Source organism: Ruegeria sp. AD11(2025) (assembly GCF_056542405.1).
Map to the genome: position 1 here is coordinate 231,384 of NZ_JBQFZU010000001.1, position 15,509 is coordinate 246,892.

General features: G+C 60.2%; 13 protein-coding genes. 6 read left to right on the plus strand and 7 right to left on the minus strand.

Annotation, left to right across the window (positions count from 1 at the left end; translation table 11 throughout):
- Nucleotides 1-123: 123 nt before the first annotated feature.
- Together ACR1XY_RS01215 and trkA are read right to left on the minus strand one after the other, a co-directional pair.
- Nucleotides 124-1,662: a TrkH family potassium uptake protein gene (locus tag ACR1XY_RS01215; protein ID WP_480589316.1), complete on the minus strand. Its 1,539-nt coding sequence runs from the start codon at nt 1,660-1,662 to the stop codon at nt 124-126.
- The gene (gene trkA, locus ACR1XY_RS01220) at nt 1,662-3,038 is read right to left on the minus strand and encodes a Trk system potassium transporter TrkA (RefSeq protein ID WP_480589318.1); all 1,377 of its coding nucleotides are present in this window, start codon (nt 3,036-3,038) and stop codon (nt 1,662-1,664) included. The genes ACR1XY_RS01215 and trkA overlap by 1 nt, the downstream gene beginning before the upstream one ends.
- Nucleotides 3,039-3,134: 96 nt before the next feature.
- Between trkA and ACR1XY_RS01225 the strand changes: the two genes are divergently transcribed.
- Entirely contained in the window at nt 3,135-3,617 is a 483-nt protein-coding gene (locus ACR1XY_RS01225) for a hypothetical protein (RefSeq protein WP_480589320.1), read from the plus strand.
- Between the two features lie 12 nt (nt 3,618-3,629).
- On the opposite strand, the gene ntrX is transcribed toward ACR1XY_RS01225, so the two are convergent.
- The 5 genes from ntrX to dusB all read right to left on the minus strand — a co-directional run bounded on the left by ntrX (nt 3,630) and on the right by dusB (nt 10,877).
- Nucleotides 3,630-5,039, minus strand: a complete 1,410-nt coding sequence (gene ntrX / locus ACR1XY_RS01230; RefSeq protein ID WP_480589322.1) for a nitrogen assimilation response regulator NtrX — start codon at nt 5,037-5,039, stop codon at nt 3,630-3,632.
- A complete protein-coding gene (locus tag ACR1XY_RS01235; RefSeq protein ID WP_480589325.1) occupies nt 5,036-7,324 on the minus strand; it encodes a sensor histidine kinase NtrY-like in 2,289 nt (762 codons plus the stop codon). The genes ntrX and ACR1XY_RS01235 overlap by 4 nt, the downstream gene beginning before the upstream one ends.
- A gap of 99 nt (nt 7,325-7,423) precedes the next feature.
- Complete coding sequence (locus ACR1XY_RS01240) at nt 7,424-8,791, minus strand: response regulator (RefSeq protein WP_480589327.1); 1,368 nt, start codon at nt 8,789-8,791, stop codon at nt 7,424-7,426.
- A 38-nt stretch (nt 8,792-8,829) separates the two neighbouring features.
- Nucleotides 8,830-9,897, minus strand: a complete 1,068-nt coding sequence (locus ACR1XY_RS01245) for a two-component system sensor histidine kinase NtrB (protein WP_480589330.1) — start codon at nt 9,895-9,897, stop codon at nt 8,830-8,832.
- Nucleotides 9,894-10,877, minus strand: a complete 984-nt coding sequence (gene dusB, locus ACR1XY_RS01250; protein ID WP_480589333.1) for a tRNA dihydrouridine synthase DusB — start codon at nt 10,875-10,877, stop codon at nt 9,894-9,896. The genes ACR1XY_RS01245 and dusB overlap by 4 nt, the downstream gene beginning before the upstream one ends.
- A 185-nt stretch (nt 10,878-11,062) precedes the next feature.
- Here dusB and ACR1XY_RS01255 point away from each other — a divergent pair, with 185 nt between their 5' ends.
- From ACR1XY_RS01255 to ACR1XY_RS01275, 5 genes are all read left to right on the plus strand, one after another.
- Entirely contained in the window at nt 11,063-12,193 is a 1,131-nt protein-coding gene (locus ACR1XY_RS01255) for a bifunctional 2-C-methyl-D-erythritol 4-phosphate cytidylyltransferase/2-C-methyl-D-erythritol 2,4-cyclodiphosphate synthase (RefSeq protein ID WP_480589335.1), read from the plus strand.
- Entirely contained in the window at nt 12,190-12,687 is a 498-nt protein-coding gene (locus ACR1XY_RS01260; RefSeq protein ID WP_480589338.1) for a phosphatidylglycerophosphatase A family protein, read from the plus strand. Before ACR1XY_RS01255 ends, ACR1XY_RS01260 begins: the two co-directional genes overlap by 4 nt.
- Nucleotides 12,684-13,166 carry a CinA family protein gene (locus tag ACR1XY_RS01265; RefSeq protein ID WP_480589341.1) on the plus strand — a complete coding sequence of 161 codons (483 nt, stop codon included), beginning with the start codon at nt 12,684-12,686 and terminating at the stop codon, nt 13,164-13,166. Before ACR1XY_RS01260 ends, ACR1XY_RS01265 begins: the two co-directional genes overlap by 4 nt.
- A 143-nt stretch (nt 13,167-13,309) precedes the next feature.
- A complete protein-coding gene (locus ACR1XY_RS01270; RefSeq protein WP_480589343.1) occupies nt 13,310-14,491 on the plus strand; it encodes an ammonium transporter in 1,182 nt (393 codons plus the stop codon).
- A gap of 143 nt (nt 14,492-14,634) precedes the next feature.
- Complete coding sequence (locus ACR1XY_RS01275; protein ID WP_480589346.1) at nt 14,635-15,312, plus strand: orotate phosphoribosyltransferase; 678 nt, start codon at nt 14,635-14,637, stop codon at nt 15,310-15,312.
- Nucleotides 15,313-15,509 lie beyond the last annotated feature (197 nt).

A 15,509-nucleotide genomic window follows, 5' to 3' on the forward strand; every position in this document is an offset into this window, starting at 1 on the left:
TTTTATTATCTCGCCATTGTTCTTGCTACGCGCTGCGGACCAACGCGCTCCCTCTGGCTGAGTATGGAGTGGAGTTAACCGAGTTTCCAGATCAAAAATCAGTCATAGCAAATCTGTTGAAAGTTAATCCCGCCAGAGACTTGGCGTAATCAGCGCAATGATCGCCAGCGTTTCCAGCCGTCCGATCACCATCGCCGCGCACATGGTCAGCTTGGCCCCGGCAGACAGGTCCACAATCCGTATCGGGAAATCCGTGGCCAATTCAATCAACGGACCCGTGGTGCTGAGCGAAGCGACAGTCAGCACCATGGCCTGTTCGAACCCCGCTCCCATCAACCCCAACAGAAGGTTGAACAACGCCGCCGTCAGCGCGAACATCATCAAGAAGATCCACGCGATGAAGGCACCGTCGCTCTGAATGCGCCGGTTACCGCCGCCCTCGCCGCTGACCGACGAGGGATAGATCAGCCGGTCAATCTCGCGCGCGCCGTTCAGATATAGGGCGAAAACCCGCAGCAGTTTGACCCCACCGGCGGTGGTGGCAACGCCACCACCGATCAGGGCCAGCCCCATCAAGATCAGCCCGGGCGTACCCAACCCCGAAAGCTGCTGCGCGTCATTCCAATTGGCGCTCTCGAACCCGGCAGTGGTCAGGAAGGACAGCACCGTGAATACCATGCCCCAGAACACCTTCACGGCTTCTATTGGGTGCAGCGTGCCGCCGATTTCGTTGACGCCGGCCCATACGCCGAAGAACAGCAGTGTGGCAACGACGATCACGATCACCAGGCCGATCCGGAATTCAGGGTCCTTGTCCAGCCGCGAATACCCCGTTGTGGCGGTATCGGTGGAGAAGGTCAGCCGCGACAGAGCAAAAAACAGAAACAGGAACAGGATCGCTTCGCCGGTAATACCGGCCTGCGCGCCTTCCAGCCCGCCCACAGGCGAAATTCCGGACGTGGCCATGGTTGACATGGCATGGCAGACGGCAGTCAACCCTTGCTCACCCACGATCAGCAACAGCAGCCAGATCACCGCCGTCAGCCCCGCATACACCGGCGTCAGCGTCAGTGTCACTCGTATCAGACGCCCGCGAGGGTCGACCTTTTCGCTTTGCGCCACGCCCGAGACCGGACGGCCGGGCTGCCCCCGCGCGGTCACCTCGAACCCGCCCAGCGACAGTGGTGCCAGGATCGCCGCCGCCGAAATCCACATCAGCAAACCACCCATCCAGCCCACTAGCGCCCGCCACAGATGCAGAGGCGCTGTCAGTCGGTCGGGATCGGGGAAAACGTCGGCGCCCGTGGTCGTCAGTGCGCTGACCATATCGAAATAAGCGTTCAGGAAAGTCGTGTTTCCCAACGCATCATGCAGCGGGATGGCAAGGAACACCGGCAGGACTGTAAAACAGCCCAATAGCACCGCCAACTGCCCCAGCGTTCCGCGGCGCGGCACCCGGCTGGACGCTGCCATCGCAATCGTTGCCACGACAAACAACCCCAACAAACCCGAATAAAAAAACGAACGCGAAGTGTCGTGGTTGTCCAACGCCAGCGCATAAATCGCGGGTATCCACATGGACAGCGAGAAAACGCCCCAGATCAGCAGAAACAGCGGCAAGCGCCGCACCAGCCCGATCCGTTGTGTCCTCGCGCGTATCATCAGAAGAAATCGATCGAAACCTGCATCAGCCGCTCGACCTCGGGGACATCCTTGGCCATGGCAAAGATCGCCACCACATCTTTTTCCTCGATCCGCAGACTGCCAGTGGGGCGCAACAACTCTTCACCTTTGAGGACTGCCCCCACCAGAACGCCCTCGGGGAAGTCGATGTCGCGCAATCTTTGCCCGGCCATGGGAGAGGTTGACAGCACCTCCGCCTCGATCACTTCGGCCTCAGCATCGCCGATGGAATAGACCTGCCGTACACGCCCGTGGCGGATGTGGCGCAGAATCGAACTGACCGTGGTCGCGCGTGGGTTGATATAGGCGTCGATCCCGAGCGGGCCCATCAGCGCCACCATGCTAGGATCGTTGATCAGCGCAATTGCCAGCGCGCAGCCTTCTGCCTTGGCCCGCACGGCGGCCAGCATGTTGGCGCGGTCGTCATCGGTGACCGCCAGCATCGCGTCCGCGCGTTCAATACCAGCCTCGCGCAGCAAGGCAGCATCCAGTCCGTCACCGTTCAGAACAATAGTGCGCTCCAGCGCTTCGGCAGCCAGCTCAGCACAGTGACGGTCACGCTCAATAATCTTGGCGCGCACCCGGCTTTCACGCTCCTCCAGCGTTCGCGCGACTTCCAGTCCGACGTTGCCGCCCCCCACGATCACCACGCGATCCTGTTTCTTTTGGGTTTTACCGAAAACCTCCATCGTGCGGTCAACGTCTTTTACGTTAGTAAAGACATAGCATTCGTCACCGACAAACAGTTGATCCTCGGATTCCGGAGCGAACAGGCTGCCGTCGCGCCGAACCCCAACGACAATCGAGCTGAGCGTCGAAAAGAGATCCGTCAACTGTCGCAGCGGCGTGTTTATGATCGGGCAGTCTTCGTCGATGCGGATGCCCAGCAGCTGCGCCTTGCTGTCCATGAACATCTCGGTGTCAAAGGCCGATGGCGCCGACAGGCGGCGCATCGCGGCGGCGGCCACTTCACGCTCGGGGCTGATCACCACGTCAATGGGCAGGTGGTCGCGGCGGTACAGATCCGAGTGGATTGCCTCGAGGTAGGATTTCGACCGCAGGCGTGCGATCTTGCGCTGGATCGAGAACACCGAATGCGCCATCTGACAGGTGACCATATTCACCTCGTCCGAATGGGTCGCGGCGATGATCATATCGGCGTCGCGGGCTCCTGCTCGCTCCAGCACATCCGGGTAACTGGCGAACCCGGCGATCCCCTGCACATCCAGAGTCTCGGTCGCGCGGCGCACCAGATCGGAGTTGTTGTCCACCACCGTTACGTCGTTGAGTTCGCCCGACAGGTGCCGTGCAATCTGCCAGCCAACCTGACCGGCACCGCAAATTATGACCTTCATGTTTTTGGCCCTTCTGCCTGAAATCTTTGAATGACAGATGCCCCCATAGCGGTCAATTGAATTGTCATACCTGCGCAGCTAAGGCAAGATAAGCCTATGAAAACAGTGCTTCGTCTGCTTGTTCCAATGATTGCCTTGTCCGCATGTAGCGGTCCGCTTTCGCTGTATTACCGCGAAGGCGAAAGCGTATCGCGTGTGCAGTCCGAAACCACGCAATGTCAGGTTCTGGCACTTGAGGACGTGCCGGTGGCTAATCAGGTGCGGCAAAACCCGCCTACCTACTGGCCCGGCCGCACCTATTGCGATGGCCGGGGGCGCTGCTACGGCTCGGCCGGCTGGTGGCAACCAGGGAGCGTGTACACCGTCGACGTCAACCAGGGGCTGCGCAACCAGGTCGAGACGCAGTGCATGGCCAAGAAGGGATTTCGCCCGGTCAGCCTACCGCCCTGCAAGCAGAACGTAAAATCACAGACCGCCGCGGTGCCTACAACAAAACTGCCGCCATTGAGCACCCAGTCCTGTTACGTGAAATTCGACAACGGGTCGTTCCAGATCATAACGCCCGGTCAGGCCGGGTAAGGACCCGGCGAATTATTCCGCCGGTTCCGGTTCGTCCAGTTGCGCCACCCGTGCGCCGGATTTGTTCGAGGTCACCACACCCAGCGATTTCAGTTTGCGGTGCAGCGCGCTGCGCTCCATCCCAACAAAGCTGGCGGTTCGGCTGATATTGCCGCCAAAGCGATTGATCTGGGTCAACAGGTATTCTCGTTCGAACGCCTCGCGCGCTTCGCGCAGCGGCAAGGTCGCAAGGGCCCCCGAAAGCACCACGCGGCCCGAATCGTCGGTCTTTTCCTCTTCTGCCGGCAGTTCCTTGGCCTCAATCGGCCCTGATTCATCACCAAGGATCAAAACACGTTCGATCAGGTTCTTGAGCTGACGTACGTTGCCGGGCCAGGTCATGGTCTGCAGCAACGCCACGGCCTCTTCCGAGATTTCGCGCAGGGCCAGCCCCTGAGATTCGTTGCACATTTCAATGAAATGCTGTGCCAGAACCGGGATATCCTCGCGCCGCTCTTCCAGCGACGGCACCGCTATCGGCACCACGTTCAGGCGGTGGTAAAGTTCCTCGCGGAAGCGGTCAGCGCTGATCTCATGCTCCAGATCGCGGTTGGTGGAAGAGATCACCCGCAGATCAACCCGCACCTTGTCCGATCCGCCCACACGTTGAAACTGCTGGTCAACCAGCACGCGCAGGATCTTGGACTGGGTGCCCAGTGGCATATCCGCAACCTCGTCGAAGTAAACCACACCGCCATGGGCCTCCTCCAACAGACCGGATTCGATGCCGCGCTCCGAGGATTCGCGGCCGAACAGCACCTCTTCCACGCGCTCAGGTTCAATCCCGGCGCAGTTCACGGTCACGAAGGGCGCGTTGGCGCGGTTGGAATGAGCGTGAATATACCGCGCTGCGATTTCCTTGCCTGACCCGGCCGGACCGCTCAGCATCACACGGCCGTTGGACTTGGTCACCTTGTCCAACTGGCTCTGCATCGCGCGGAAAGCGGCAGATTTGCCAATCATGTCGGAACTGGTGACCTCTTTGCGCTTGAGCGACGCATTCTCGCGACGCAGGCGAGAGGTTTCCATCGCCCGGCGGATCACCACCATCAGTTGGTCGATATTGAAGGGTTTCTCGATAAAGTCGTAAGCGCCCTGTTTGATTGCCGCTACCGCAATTTCGATGTTGCCGTGGCCGGAAATGATCACCACCGGCACATCCGGGTTATCGCGTTTCACCGCTTTTAGAATGTCGATCCCGTCCATGCGGCTGTCCTTCAGCCAGATATCCAGAATCAACAGCCCCGGCGGTTCGGAATTGATCTCGGCCATGCACTCGTCCGAGTTGCCAGCCAGCCGGGTTGAATAGCCTTCGTCCTCCAGAATGTCGGACACCAGTTCGCGAATATCGCGTTCGTCATCTACGATCAGAATGTCGCTCATCTTTGGCCTGCTTTCAGTTTGTTTGTATGAATTGCCTGCTTCTGTGGCGCTGCGGTCGGAGAGAGATTACCCCCCGGCAAACGGATCACGGCCATCGCACCGAAATGGTCCTGTCCGTCAAAGACGGGCGCATCTTCCAGGGTGAGCGCTCCGCCATGTTCTTCGATGATCTTCTTGACGATGGGCAGGCCCAGCCCGGTGCCCTCGTCCCGTGTGGTCACATACGGCTCGAACAGGCGCGCCCGGTCTTCGGGCAGGCCAATGCCGTTGTCTGCAATGGTGATGACCGTCCCCGCATCGTCGCTGGTAACGTCCACTTTGATCTGTGGTTTCAGATTGTCTGGTGGGTCTTTTTTCTTCAAAGTCTCAATGGCCTCACCTGCGTTCTTGATCAGGTTGGTCAGCGCCTGATTCAGCATCGTCGCATCCAGATCCGCCAGGATCGGGTAATCCGGCAGAGTAGCGTCGATCTGAACATCCGGCTGCCCGGCTTGTTGCAACAACACCGCTTCGCGCACCAGTCCGACGACGTCTTCTTCGCGCCGGTCCGGCTCCGGCATCCGTGCGAACTTCGAGAACTCATCCACGATCCGCCGCAGGTCATTGGTCTGCCGCACGATCACGTCGGTCATGGATTCGAGGCTGTCGCAATCCTCTTCATTCAGTTTGCGTGAGAATTTGCGTTTGATCCGCTCGGCGCTCAGCTGGATCGGGGTCAGCGGGTTCTTGATCTCGTGCGCGATGCGCCGCGCCACATCCCCCCACGCGGCCATACGCTGCGCGCTGACCAGATCGGTCACATCGTCGAACGCCACCACATACCCTTCAAGCCCGCCATCCTCTCCGCGTCGCGTCGCCATCCGAACCAGCAGGTTTTCCAACCGCCCTTTGCGTGTAACTTTAACCTCGCCCTGAACTGCTTCCTGCCCGCTATCCTTGAGGCTTTCAAACAGTGGAAGAAACTCTGGCACTGCGATACCAATCGAGAGCTTCTCGTCCACATGCGCCCAGTCCAGCAGACGTTCGGCCGAGCGGTTCACGAAGGTCACGCAGCCATCCGGATCTACCCCAACCACGCCAGACGTCACCGAGCTGAGAACCGAATCGAACAGGCGTCGACGGCGTTCGATCTGGCGGGTGTTTTCCAGCAGAGTGTCGCGTTGGCCTTTAAGTTGCCGGGTCATCTGGTTGAAATAACGGCCCAACATGGCGATCTCATCGTCACTGGCTTCTTCGATCACCTGCACACTCAGGTCACCGGCGCCAACGCGCTGCGCCGCCGTGGTCAGCCGCCCAACTGGGCGCGACAGGCGCTCGGCGAACCACATGCCCAGCGACATCGCCGCCAGAATCAGGATCACCGCAAAACTCAGGTACAACAGACCGAACTCGAACAGCACCCGGCCCCGTTCACTTTCAAGCTGCTGATAAAACTGCACCGTCTCCTTGGTGTCGTCCAGCAGCGTCAGCAACTGGCCATCCACCTCGCGGCTAACATAGAGATACCGGTCGAGATAGGCCTGCAATGGTACCAGCGCGCGAAACTCGCTGTTTTGCCAGTCTGCAATTATCAGCAAGCCATTATCCGTGGATTCGACCATCTGTTCGGGTGTGGGCGCCTCGTAATTGAACAGATAGGAACGATCACCACGTGATCGGATTTCCCCACTGCTGTCAATGACATAGGCTTCACGCAGCCCCCGCTGGATTTGCGCCTGCCCCTGAGCCAGAACCTCTCGCAGTTCGGCATCCGAAATATAGTAGTCCCGCGCACGGGCTGCATCCAGGAAACGTGCCAGTACAACCGCGTCCTGCGTCAAACCCTCACGGTGTTCCTGCTCATAGGCCTCGGCTGCTGTCAGGGATGAACCCACAACCTCTCGTACGCGGTCCGAGAACCATCCCTCGAGACCGATATTCACCGTCAGGCCTGCAAAGATCGCAACAGTGACGGTCGGCACCAGGGCTAACAGCGTGAATGCGCCGATCAGCCGAAGGTGCAGACGGGAACCCGCCGATTTCGCTCGGCGGGCAGCGATCAGACTGCCGACCTGCCCCAGAACCAGCGCAGCGACGACAAGCACATAAACAAGGTCTGCAAGAAGGATCAGGCGCAGCGTGGGGGCCGTTGCCCCCAGATCAAACGGACCGATGACAAGATAGGTGGCAAGCGCCAAGGCAGGGCCTAGAAGAACCAGCCCCAAGGTGCCGAAATTGCGCAGTTTTCGGGATTTCCGCCACCGATTGATCGCCGGAATCGGCCCGCTCTGTGCCCGGGTTGCCACCGTCTGCCCTCATCCTGATGTGTCGCATGCGCGACGTACCGCCATATGTCGTGGTCCTTGCCGGGGGAGAACCCGGATGCCACGGTTTGTGTGGCGATATTACATCAGTTTGCGTCGACGTGTCACCTGAATATCGAGATCTGTAATTTTTTTCCGCAGGGTATTTCGATTGATCCCCAGCAAATCCGCACATTTCGCCTGATTTCCGCCGGTTGCGTCCAGCGCCAGTTCGATCAACGGCGCCTCCACCTCACGCAGGATACGTTGATACAGACCCGGAGGCGGCAGCAAATTGCCGTGCAGGTCGAAATATCGACGCAGATGGCGCGCTACCGAAGCTGACAGTTTCTCGCGTTCGCCATCGCCCAGAACCGGTTCGGCCTCGGGCTGGCTACCCAGCACCATCTCGACCTCGGCCTTGGAGATTTCATCGGCGCGGCTGGTCAGGCTCAGACGGCGGATTGCGTTTTCCAACTGCCGCACATTGCCCGGCCAAGAATAGCGCCGCACCAGTTCCACCGCATCCGGGCTAAGCCAGCGTTTGGCGCCGTGCTCACGTTCTTCGCGCGCCAGAAAATGATCCGCCAGCAGGGTGATATCGTCGACTCTCTCCCGCAGGGCTGGCACATGCACGGTCGCGCCGCACAAGCGGTAGTAAAGGTCTTGCCGCACCCGACCGCTCTCCATCGCTTCGGTCAGGTCCGACTGGCTGGTGGCCATGAAACGCGGTACGTGATCGCCGGGTGTGTCCATCATTCGGACGATACGAGCCTGCAACTCGTCCTCAATATCCGCGATCTCATCGATCAGCAGCGTGCCGCCACGTACCCGTGCCATCACCCGCGCAGGGCCTTCCAGATCACGCAGATCACCAGCGGTGGCCGTAACAAACGGCAATGTGCGTCGGTCCGAGAAATCGTGAATAGCACGTGCGATCAAAGACTTACCGGTACCACTTTCACCGGATATCATCACCGACAGATCGGTATTCATCACCCTTGCGACAAGCCGATACAGGGCCTGCATCACCGGAGTCCGCCCAACCAGAGGCAGTTCTTCCGGCCCGTCATCAGTAGTTTCCAACACTTCGGTCTGTACGCGCTGTTTCTGCTCCAGCGCCCGCGCGGTGCGTTTCATAAGATCGGGCAGATCGAACGGCTTGGGCAAATAGTCGTATGCATCGGCCTCCGCCGCCTGAATCGCCGTCATGATCGTGTTTTGGGCCGAGATCACGATGACCGGCAAACCGGGCCGGTCCTGCGCAATCTTGGGCAGCATCTCTAACCCGTTGCCATCCGGCATGACCACGTCCGAGATCACCACGTCGCCCTTACCTTCCCCAACCCAGCGCATCAGCGTAGTCAACGAGGATGTGGCGTGAACCTTGCACCCGGCCCGCGTCAGGGCCTGAGTCAGAACGGTGCGGATCGTGCGATCGTCATCTGCGACCAGTACTGTGCCATCCATCGGGTGCTCTCCTTATATCGCTGCTCTTGTCGGCTGTATCAGGTTGCGTCTTTCGGTGCTCGCCTCAGCGAGATGCGGAACACCGTGCGGCCCGGCACCGAGTCGGTGGAAATCCAGCCGTCATGGTCCGAGATGATCTTGCTCACCAGCGCCAACCCAAGGCCGGTGCCGTTTTCCTTGCCCGACACGAACGGGTCGAAGATATCGCTGCGAATCTTCTCGGGCAGGCCCGGGCCGTCATCGATGATCTCGATCTGCAGCGGCAGCGAATGGCCGGAACCGTCGCTGCGGCGCAGTCGAAAGGAGTGTTCGAAATAAGTACGCAAGCGAATGGTGCCACCTTTGGAATCAGCGGCTTCCGAGGCGTTCTTGAGCAGGTTCAGCACCACCTGCAAGAACTGATCCGGGTCGCCATAGGCCAACGGTAGCGAAGGGTCGTAATCCTCGATGATCTTCATGTGCGCGCCAAACCCCAGCAGCGCCGAGCGTCGGGCACGATCCAGAACGTCGTGTATGTTGACTGGCTTGAAATCGGGCTGAGAAAGGTTACCAAACTGCTCGACCTGTTCCAACAGCTTCACGATACGGCGACTTTCGGCGACGATAAGATCAGTGAGTTCAAGGTCTTGCTGAGGGATATTCATGCTCAGTAACTGCGCCGCCCCGGTGATCCCGGCCAATGGATTCTTGATCTCATGCGCCAGCATCTCGGCCATGCCAATAGCGGATTGAGCGGCGGACTTGACCGTATTGCCTCGCGTCATCCGCCCCGCCAGTTCGCGCGGAGATATGATCATGATCATCGAGCCCGGATGCCCGACCAAAGGCGCGATCTGCAACGCGCATTGCAGCGGCGCACGGTTGCCCGACCCGGCATCCACGTCGTTGACGAACAGTGGCGTACTCTGCGCCCGCGCGCGCAAGAAGGCTTCTTCCAACGGCGCGTCCACGGCGATCTGGTCCCAGACCGGGTGCCCGATCACTGACTTGCGCGAGGCGTTCAGAAACCCCTCACCAGCCGAGTTTACGTCGGCAATCCGGTCCTCGGCGTCGATGATGAAGGCCGGAACCGGCAGCGAGGTCCAGATGCTTTGATCCGAAATCATGCCGCCACCTCAGTATCGGCGCTCAACGCGTCGCCTAGCAAGCGCAACACTTCATCCGTATCGCGCGAGGTCAGAACGGCGCGGCGCAGCGCGGGGGGCGTTCCGGCCTCCTCCATGTACCAGCCGAGATGCTTGCGCGCGACGCGCAGACCCAGATCAGAGCCGTAGAATTCGAGCATCGCCTGATAATGCGCGCGAACCATATCGATTAGTTCATCGCCCGTGGGAATGTCAGGAGCCTCGGCGCCGTACAGGTCGTAGCAGATTTGCGCCAGCAGCCAGGGTTTGCCCTGCGCCCCGCGCCCAACCATGACCCCATCGGCCCCCGACTGATCTAAAGCCATGCGCGCAGAGCCCGTATCCACAATGTCCCCGTTGGCGATGACCGGGATCGAGACCGCCTCTTTCACTGCCCGAATTGCGCGCCAGTCTGCGTGCCCTTTGTAAAACTGACAGCGGGTGCGGCCATGGATTGTGACCATGCGGATACCGGCCTCCTGCGCTCGGCGCGCCACGTCAGGCGCGTTCAGCAGGGTGTCGTCCCAGCCCAAACGGGTCTTCAGCGTGACCGGCACATCGACGGCCTTAACCACCGCTTCGATCAGGGTTAGCGCGTGATCCGGCGTCTTCAACAGGGCAGATCCGGAATAGCCATTGGTCACCTTCTTGGCCGGGCAGCCCATGTTGATATCAATCACCCGCGCGCCGCGATCCGCCACTTGGCGTGCAGCCTCGGCCATCCAATGCGCCTCGCGCCCCGCCAATTGTACAGCAGTGTTTTCCACATCCGCCGACAGTTCGGCCCGCTCGCGCACGCCGGGCTTGGCCTGCACCATCTCCTGACTGGCGACCATCTCGCTGACAACCATGCCCGCGCCAAAGCGCATCACCAGATCACGGAACGGCCGGTCGGTGATTCCGGCCATCGGAGCCAGCAGCACCGGCGGGTTCAGGTCTTTGTCGGCGAGTTGAAGAGTCAACGTGCTTAATCCTTGGGCAGTTGTGGCTTTGATATCGAATTCAGCGCATATGAACAACAAAACGGCGGTCATCAAGCCCGCAAAATCATCACATGCCTAATTTTTAGGCAGGTTAGCGCGGGTGATTGCCTCTGCATTCACCGCACCCTAAACATTGCCCTCGAAACACCGGAGTAAATGCCCTCATGACCACCGCCGCCATCATTGTTGCCGCAGGACGCGGGCTGCGCGCCGGAGGGGGAATTCCCAAACAATGGCGCCAGCTGGCCGGGCGGCGCGTCGCAGACTGGACCATTGATCGGTTTCGAGGCCAAGTGGACCACATCGTGCTGGTCCTGTCGGAAGATGACAGCCCCGCGTGGGTTGAATTCGAAAACACCGACCTGGTTCTGGCCAGTGGCGGCAGCGACAGGGCGGGGTCGGTCCGCAACGGCCTTGCTGCGCTTGCAGAGCTTGCGGTCGATCATGTCCTTATACATGACGTCGCCCGCCCCTGTGTCGGATTGCAAACCATTCAACACGTTCTGGTCACACTGAAAACTCATTCCGCGGCGGCACCGGGATCGCCGGTGACGGATGCGCTCTGGACCGGGGACGGCGCTGTAGTAACAGGTACGCAGGATCGCTCGGGCCTGTTCGCCGCGCAGACACCGCAAGGCTTTCACTATGATGCAATCGTTGCGGCACATAATGCTCATCCCGGAGGGGCTGCCGATGACGTCGAGGTCGCCCGCGCTGCCGGTCTGGACGTGGCCATAGTGCCGGGCGATGCGGATAACATCAAAATCACACGGCCCGAGGATTTTGCCCGGGCGGAACGCTTATTGGGAACGGATATGGATGTAAGGCTGGGAAACGGGTACGACGTGCATCGGTTTGGCGACGGAGATCACGTGATCCTTTGCGGCGTGACAGTGCCGCATGATCGCGGCCTGCAAGGGCATTCGGATGCCGACGTGGGGATGCACGCGGTGACCGACGCGATCTATGGCGCATTGGCGCAGGGCGATATCGGTCAACACTTCCCGCCTTCAGATCCGCAATGGAAAGGCGCGGCCAGCGAGGTTTTCCTGCGTCACGCGGTCGAACTGGCCGAGGAGATGGGCTACCAGATTTCGAATGTCGATTGCACGCTGGTCTGTGAATACCCCAAGATCGGCCCCCACGCGCCTGCCATGCGGGAGGAGATGGCGCGGATCATGGGGCTGCGTGCCGATCAGGTCTCGGTCAAGGCGACCACGTCGGAACGTCTGGGCTTTACCGGCCGCAGTGAGGGAATTGCCTCGCTGGCCACAGCCTGTCTGGTGAAATCATGAATGCCGCGCGTTTGATCGGAACCGTCTTTGGCGTTGGATATCTGCGTCCGGCACCGGGCACATGGGGGTCTTTGGTCGCCCTGCCCTTGGCCTGGGTCTTGCATGTATTGGGTGGCTTCCCGTTACTGGTGATCGCGACCTTGGCCGTGTTTTTCGGCGGCCTCTGGGCAACCCGCGTGATGACCGCGGGCCAGGACAACCACGACCCGTCCGAGATCGTCATAGACGAGGTCGCCGGGCAATTCACCGCTCTGTGGGCGATATCCTATCCATCCTGGGCGCATGGGATCGAGATCACGGAGCTCTGGCCCGGCTGGATAGCCGGATTCTTGCTGTTCCGCCTGTTCGACATAACCAAACCCGGCCCGGTCGGCTGGGCTGACCGTCGCAACGATGCGATGGGCGTGATGCTCGATGATGTGATCGCAGGCGTCTTTGCCGGGGTCGGCGTGCTGATCCTTGCCGGTATCGCACACGGAGTACTGGGCCTGTGACCGTCGCCGAGCTTCTTGACCGCGCCAAGGCGCAAGGCGTGATGATCGCCACCGCCGAAAGTTGCACCGGCGGCATGGTCGCCGCGGCGCTGACCGATATCCCCGGCAGTTCCGCCGTGGTCGAGCGCGGCTTTGTCACCTACACCAACACTGCCAAACAGCAGATGCTGGGTGTTCGGCCCGCGACGCTGGCCGCGCATGGCGCGGTTTCGGAACAGGTCGCGGGCGAAATGGCCGAGGGCGCGCTGAGGAACTCGGATGCGCAACTCACTGTCTCGATCACCGGTATCGCAGGCCCCGGCGGGTCGGAGTTCAAGCCCGAGGGTCGGGTCTGCTTTGGCCTGGCTGCAGAAGGCACACCCACCCGCATCGAAACGGTGGAGTTCGGCGCGCTCGGCCGCGACAACGTTCGTCGTGCGGCGCGGGATCACGCGCTGGAGCTGCTTTCAAAAGGGCTTTTCACTATCGCCCAAAAATAAGGCATCATACACATTATGGCGCGCATTTAATCACCAGTTAACAAAAAGCCGCCAAAACAGGCGCAAACAATCGCGTCTGCCTCTTTTTTCCCCGACCTCTCTCCGCTTCATGGCACCACGCAAGCTGAAGAGGAGACCGGCCGATGAATGGAGCCGATACCGCCTGGATCATAGTGGCAACCGCCCTGGTCCTGTTCATGACACTGCCGGGACTGGCCCTGTTTTATGGTGGCCTCGTGCGGGCCCGCAACGTGCTGAGCGTCTTTATGCACTGCTTCAGCATCGCCTGCCTTATGAGCATCCTATGGCTGGTCGCAGGATATTCCATCGCATTCGGCGACGGCGGGTCGGGCCTGTGGGGCGGTCTGGGTAAGGCCTTCCTGAACGGTGTCGATGCTGACAGCCTGTCCGGCACCCTGCCCGAGGTTCTGTTCTTTGCCTTCCAGATGACCTTTGCCATCATCACCCCGGCCCTGATCGTCGGTGCCTATGTGGAACGCGTGGGCTATGGCTTTGTCCTGATGTTCTCGGCTCTTTGGATGCTTTTGTGCTACGCGCCCGTCGTTCACTGGATCTGGGGCGGCGGCATCCTGACCGATGGCGGTATCCTGGGTGAGGTCGGTGTCCGCGACTTTGCAGGCGGCATCGTAGTGCACGAAACCGCCGGTCTCGCCGCGTTGATCATCGCCGTCATCCTCGGGCCGCGCCGCAACCGCACCACCCCTCCACACAACCCCGGTTTTGTTATGATCGGCGCCGCGATGCTGTGGGTTGGCTGGTTCGGCTTCAATGGCGGATCGCAACTGGCGGCCGATGGCGGCGCTGCGATGGCGATGACCGTGACACATATCTCGGCCGCGACCGCCTCTCTGAGCTGGGCGCTGTATGAACGCATCAAATATGGCAAGGCCTCGATGGTGGGTCTGGTGACCGGTACAATCGCGGGTCTGGCCTCGATCACCCCGGCCTCGGGCTATGTCGATCCGGTGCAGGCATTGATTATCGGTGCTGTGGCTGGCGTCCTATGTCAGGAAGCCGTGAACGTTATCCGCAACATGCTGAACATCGACGATACGCTGGACGTGTTCGCGGTACACGGTGTAGGTGGCATCTTCGGTACCATCATGATCGCCGTCTTTGGTCTGGGCGCTTGGACCGCGCAACTCGGCGGGCTGGTGATCGTAGGTGCCTTTACGTCAGTTGTCACATTTGTGTTGATCAAGGTGGTTGCGCTGATCACGCCGCTTCGCGTAGACGCAGAGACTGAAACAAACGGGCTCGATCTGTCGGCACATGGCGAGCGGGCCTACGATATGAGCAGCTGAGCCCACCTTGGCTGCCACCTGCCCGCGAGGGCCAAAGCGGACCTCTTGAAGGGGTCCGCTTTTCTTTTGCGCGCAAGCCTCTCGACTCTGGGTCGAGGGTCAGGCTATCAGCCCGCAACGTCATATTGTCCCGAGGTTGCACCATGATCCCCAGTTCCTTCCCCGATAGCACCGAAATCGCCCGCCTGACCGCGCGGATGCTGCTGGAGATCAAGGCCGTTCACTTCAATTCGCGCGATCCGTTCACATTGGCCAGTGGCCTGCCCAGCCCGACCTATATCGACTGCCGCAAGCTGATCTCTTACCCGCGTATCCGCTCAACCCTGATGGACTTCCTGACAGTTACCGTGATGCGTGACGCGGGGTTCGAGGCGTTCGACAATATCGCTGGTGGGGAGACTGCTGGCATCCCCTTTGCCGCTATGGTCGCCGAGCGCATGGCTCTGCCGATGACCTATGTGCGCAAAAAGCCCAAGGGCTACGGCCGCAACGCCCGCATCGAAGGCGCGATGAGCGAAGGCGAGCGTGTCCTGTTGGTCGAAGACCTGACCACCGATGGCGGCTCGAAACTGTCCTTTGTGGATGCGATCCGCGAGACCGGCGCGACCTGCGGGCATACAGCGGTGATTTTCTACTACGGCATCTTCCCCGAGACCGAAAAAACCCTCGGCGATCATGGTGTAAAACTGCATCACCTGTGCACATGGTGGGATGTTCTGGCCGAGGCCAAGGCGCAGAAAGCCTTTGACCAAGAGACACTTGATGGCGTCGAGGCCTTCCTGAACGACCCGCGCGGATGGCAGGAAGCCAACAAAAGCTGACGTGACGGCACCTGTTGAGCAGTGTCAAGCACCGTCCGACAGGTCAGTGAAAACCACACAATATGTTGACGGCGGTCCCATTCATGTTTCAACATGATGGGGTCCGGAGATATGCACAGTCTATCCCCAGAAACATACAATTTGCCCCGACTCACGGGGCTCGGTTATGGACAGTGCCCAACAGGCATAGAGAGCAG

What these genes read in the sequence shown, in the direction of transcription:
- ACR1XY_RS01215 (WP_480589316.1), bottom strand. Translation starts at nt 1,662, where the DNA reads ATGATACGCGCGAGGACACAACGGATCGGGCTGGTGCGGCGCTTGCCG.
- trkA (WP_480589318.1), bottom strand. Translation starts at nt 3,038, where the DNA reads ATGAAGGTCATAATTTGCGGTGCCGGTCAGGTTGGCTGGCAGATTGCA.
- ACR1XY_RS01225 (WP_480589320.1), top strand. Translation starts at nt 3,135, where the DNA reads ATGAAAACAGTGCTTCGTCTGCTTGTTCCAATGATTGCCTTGTCCGCA.
- ntrX (WP_480589322.1), bottom strand. Translation starts at nt 5,039, where the DNA reads ATGAGCGACATTCTGATCGTAGATGACGAACGCGATATTCGCGAACTG.
- ACR1XY_RS01240 (WP_480589327.1), bottom strand. Translation starts at nt 8,791, where the DNA reads ATGGATGGCACAGTACTGGTCGCAGATGACGATCGCACGATCCGCACC.
- ACR1XY_RS01245 (WP_480589330.1), bottom strand. Translation starts at nt 9,897, where the DNA reads ATGATTTCGGATCAAAGCATCTGGACCTCGCTGCCGGTTCCGGCCTTC.
- ACR1XY_RS01255 (WP_480589335.1), top strand. Translation starts at nt 11,063, where the DNA reads ATGACCACCGCCGCCATCATTGTTGCCGCAGGACGCGGGCTGCGCGCC.
- ACR1XY_RS01260 (WP_480589338.1), top strand. Translation starts at nt 12,190, where the DNA reads ATGAATGCCGCGCGTTTGATCGGAACCGTCTTTGGCGTTGGATATCTG.
- ACR1XY_RS01270 (WP_480589343.1), top strand. Translation starts at nt 13,310, where the DNA reads ATGAATGGAGCCGATACCGCCTGGATCATAGTGGCAACCGCCCTGGTC.
- ACR1XY_RS01275 (WP_480589346.1), top strand. Translation starts at nt 14,635, where the DNA reads ATGATCCCCAGTTCCTTCCCCGATAGCACCGAAATCGCCCGCCTGACC.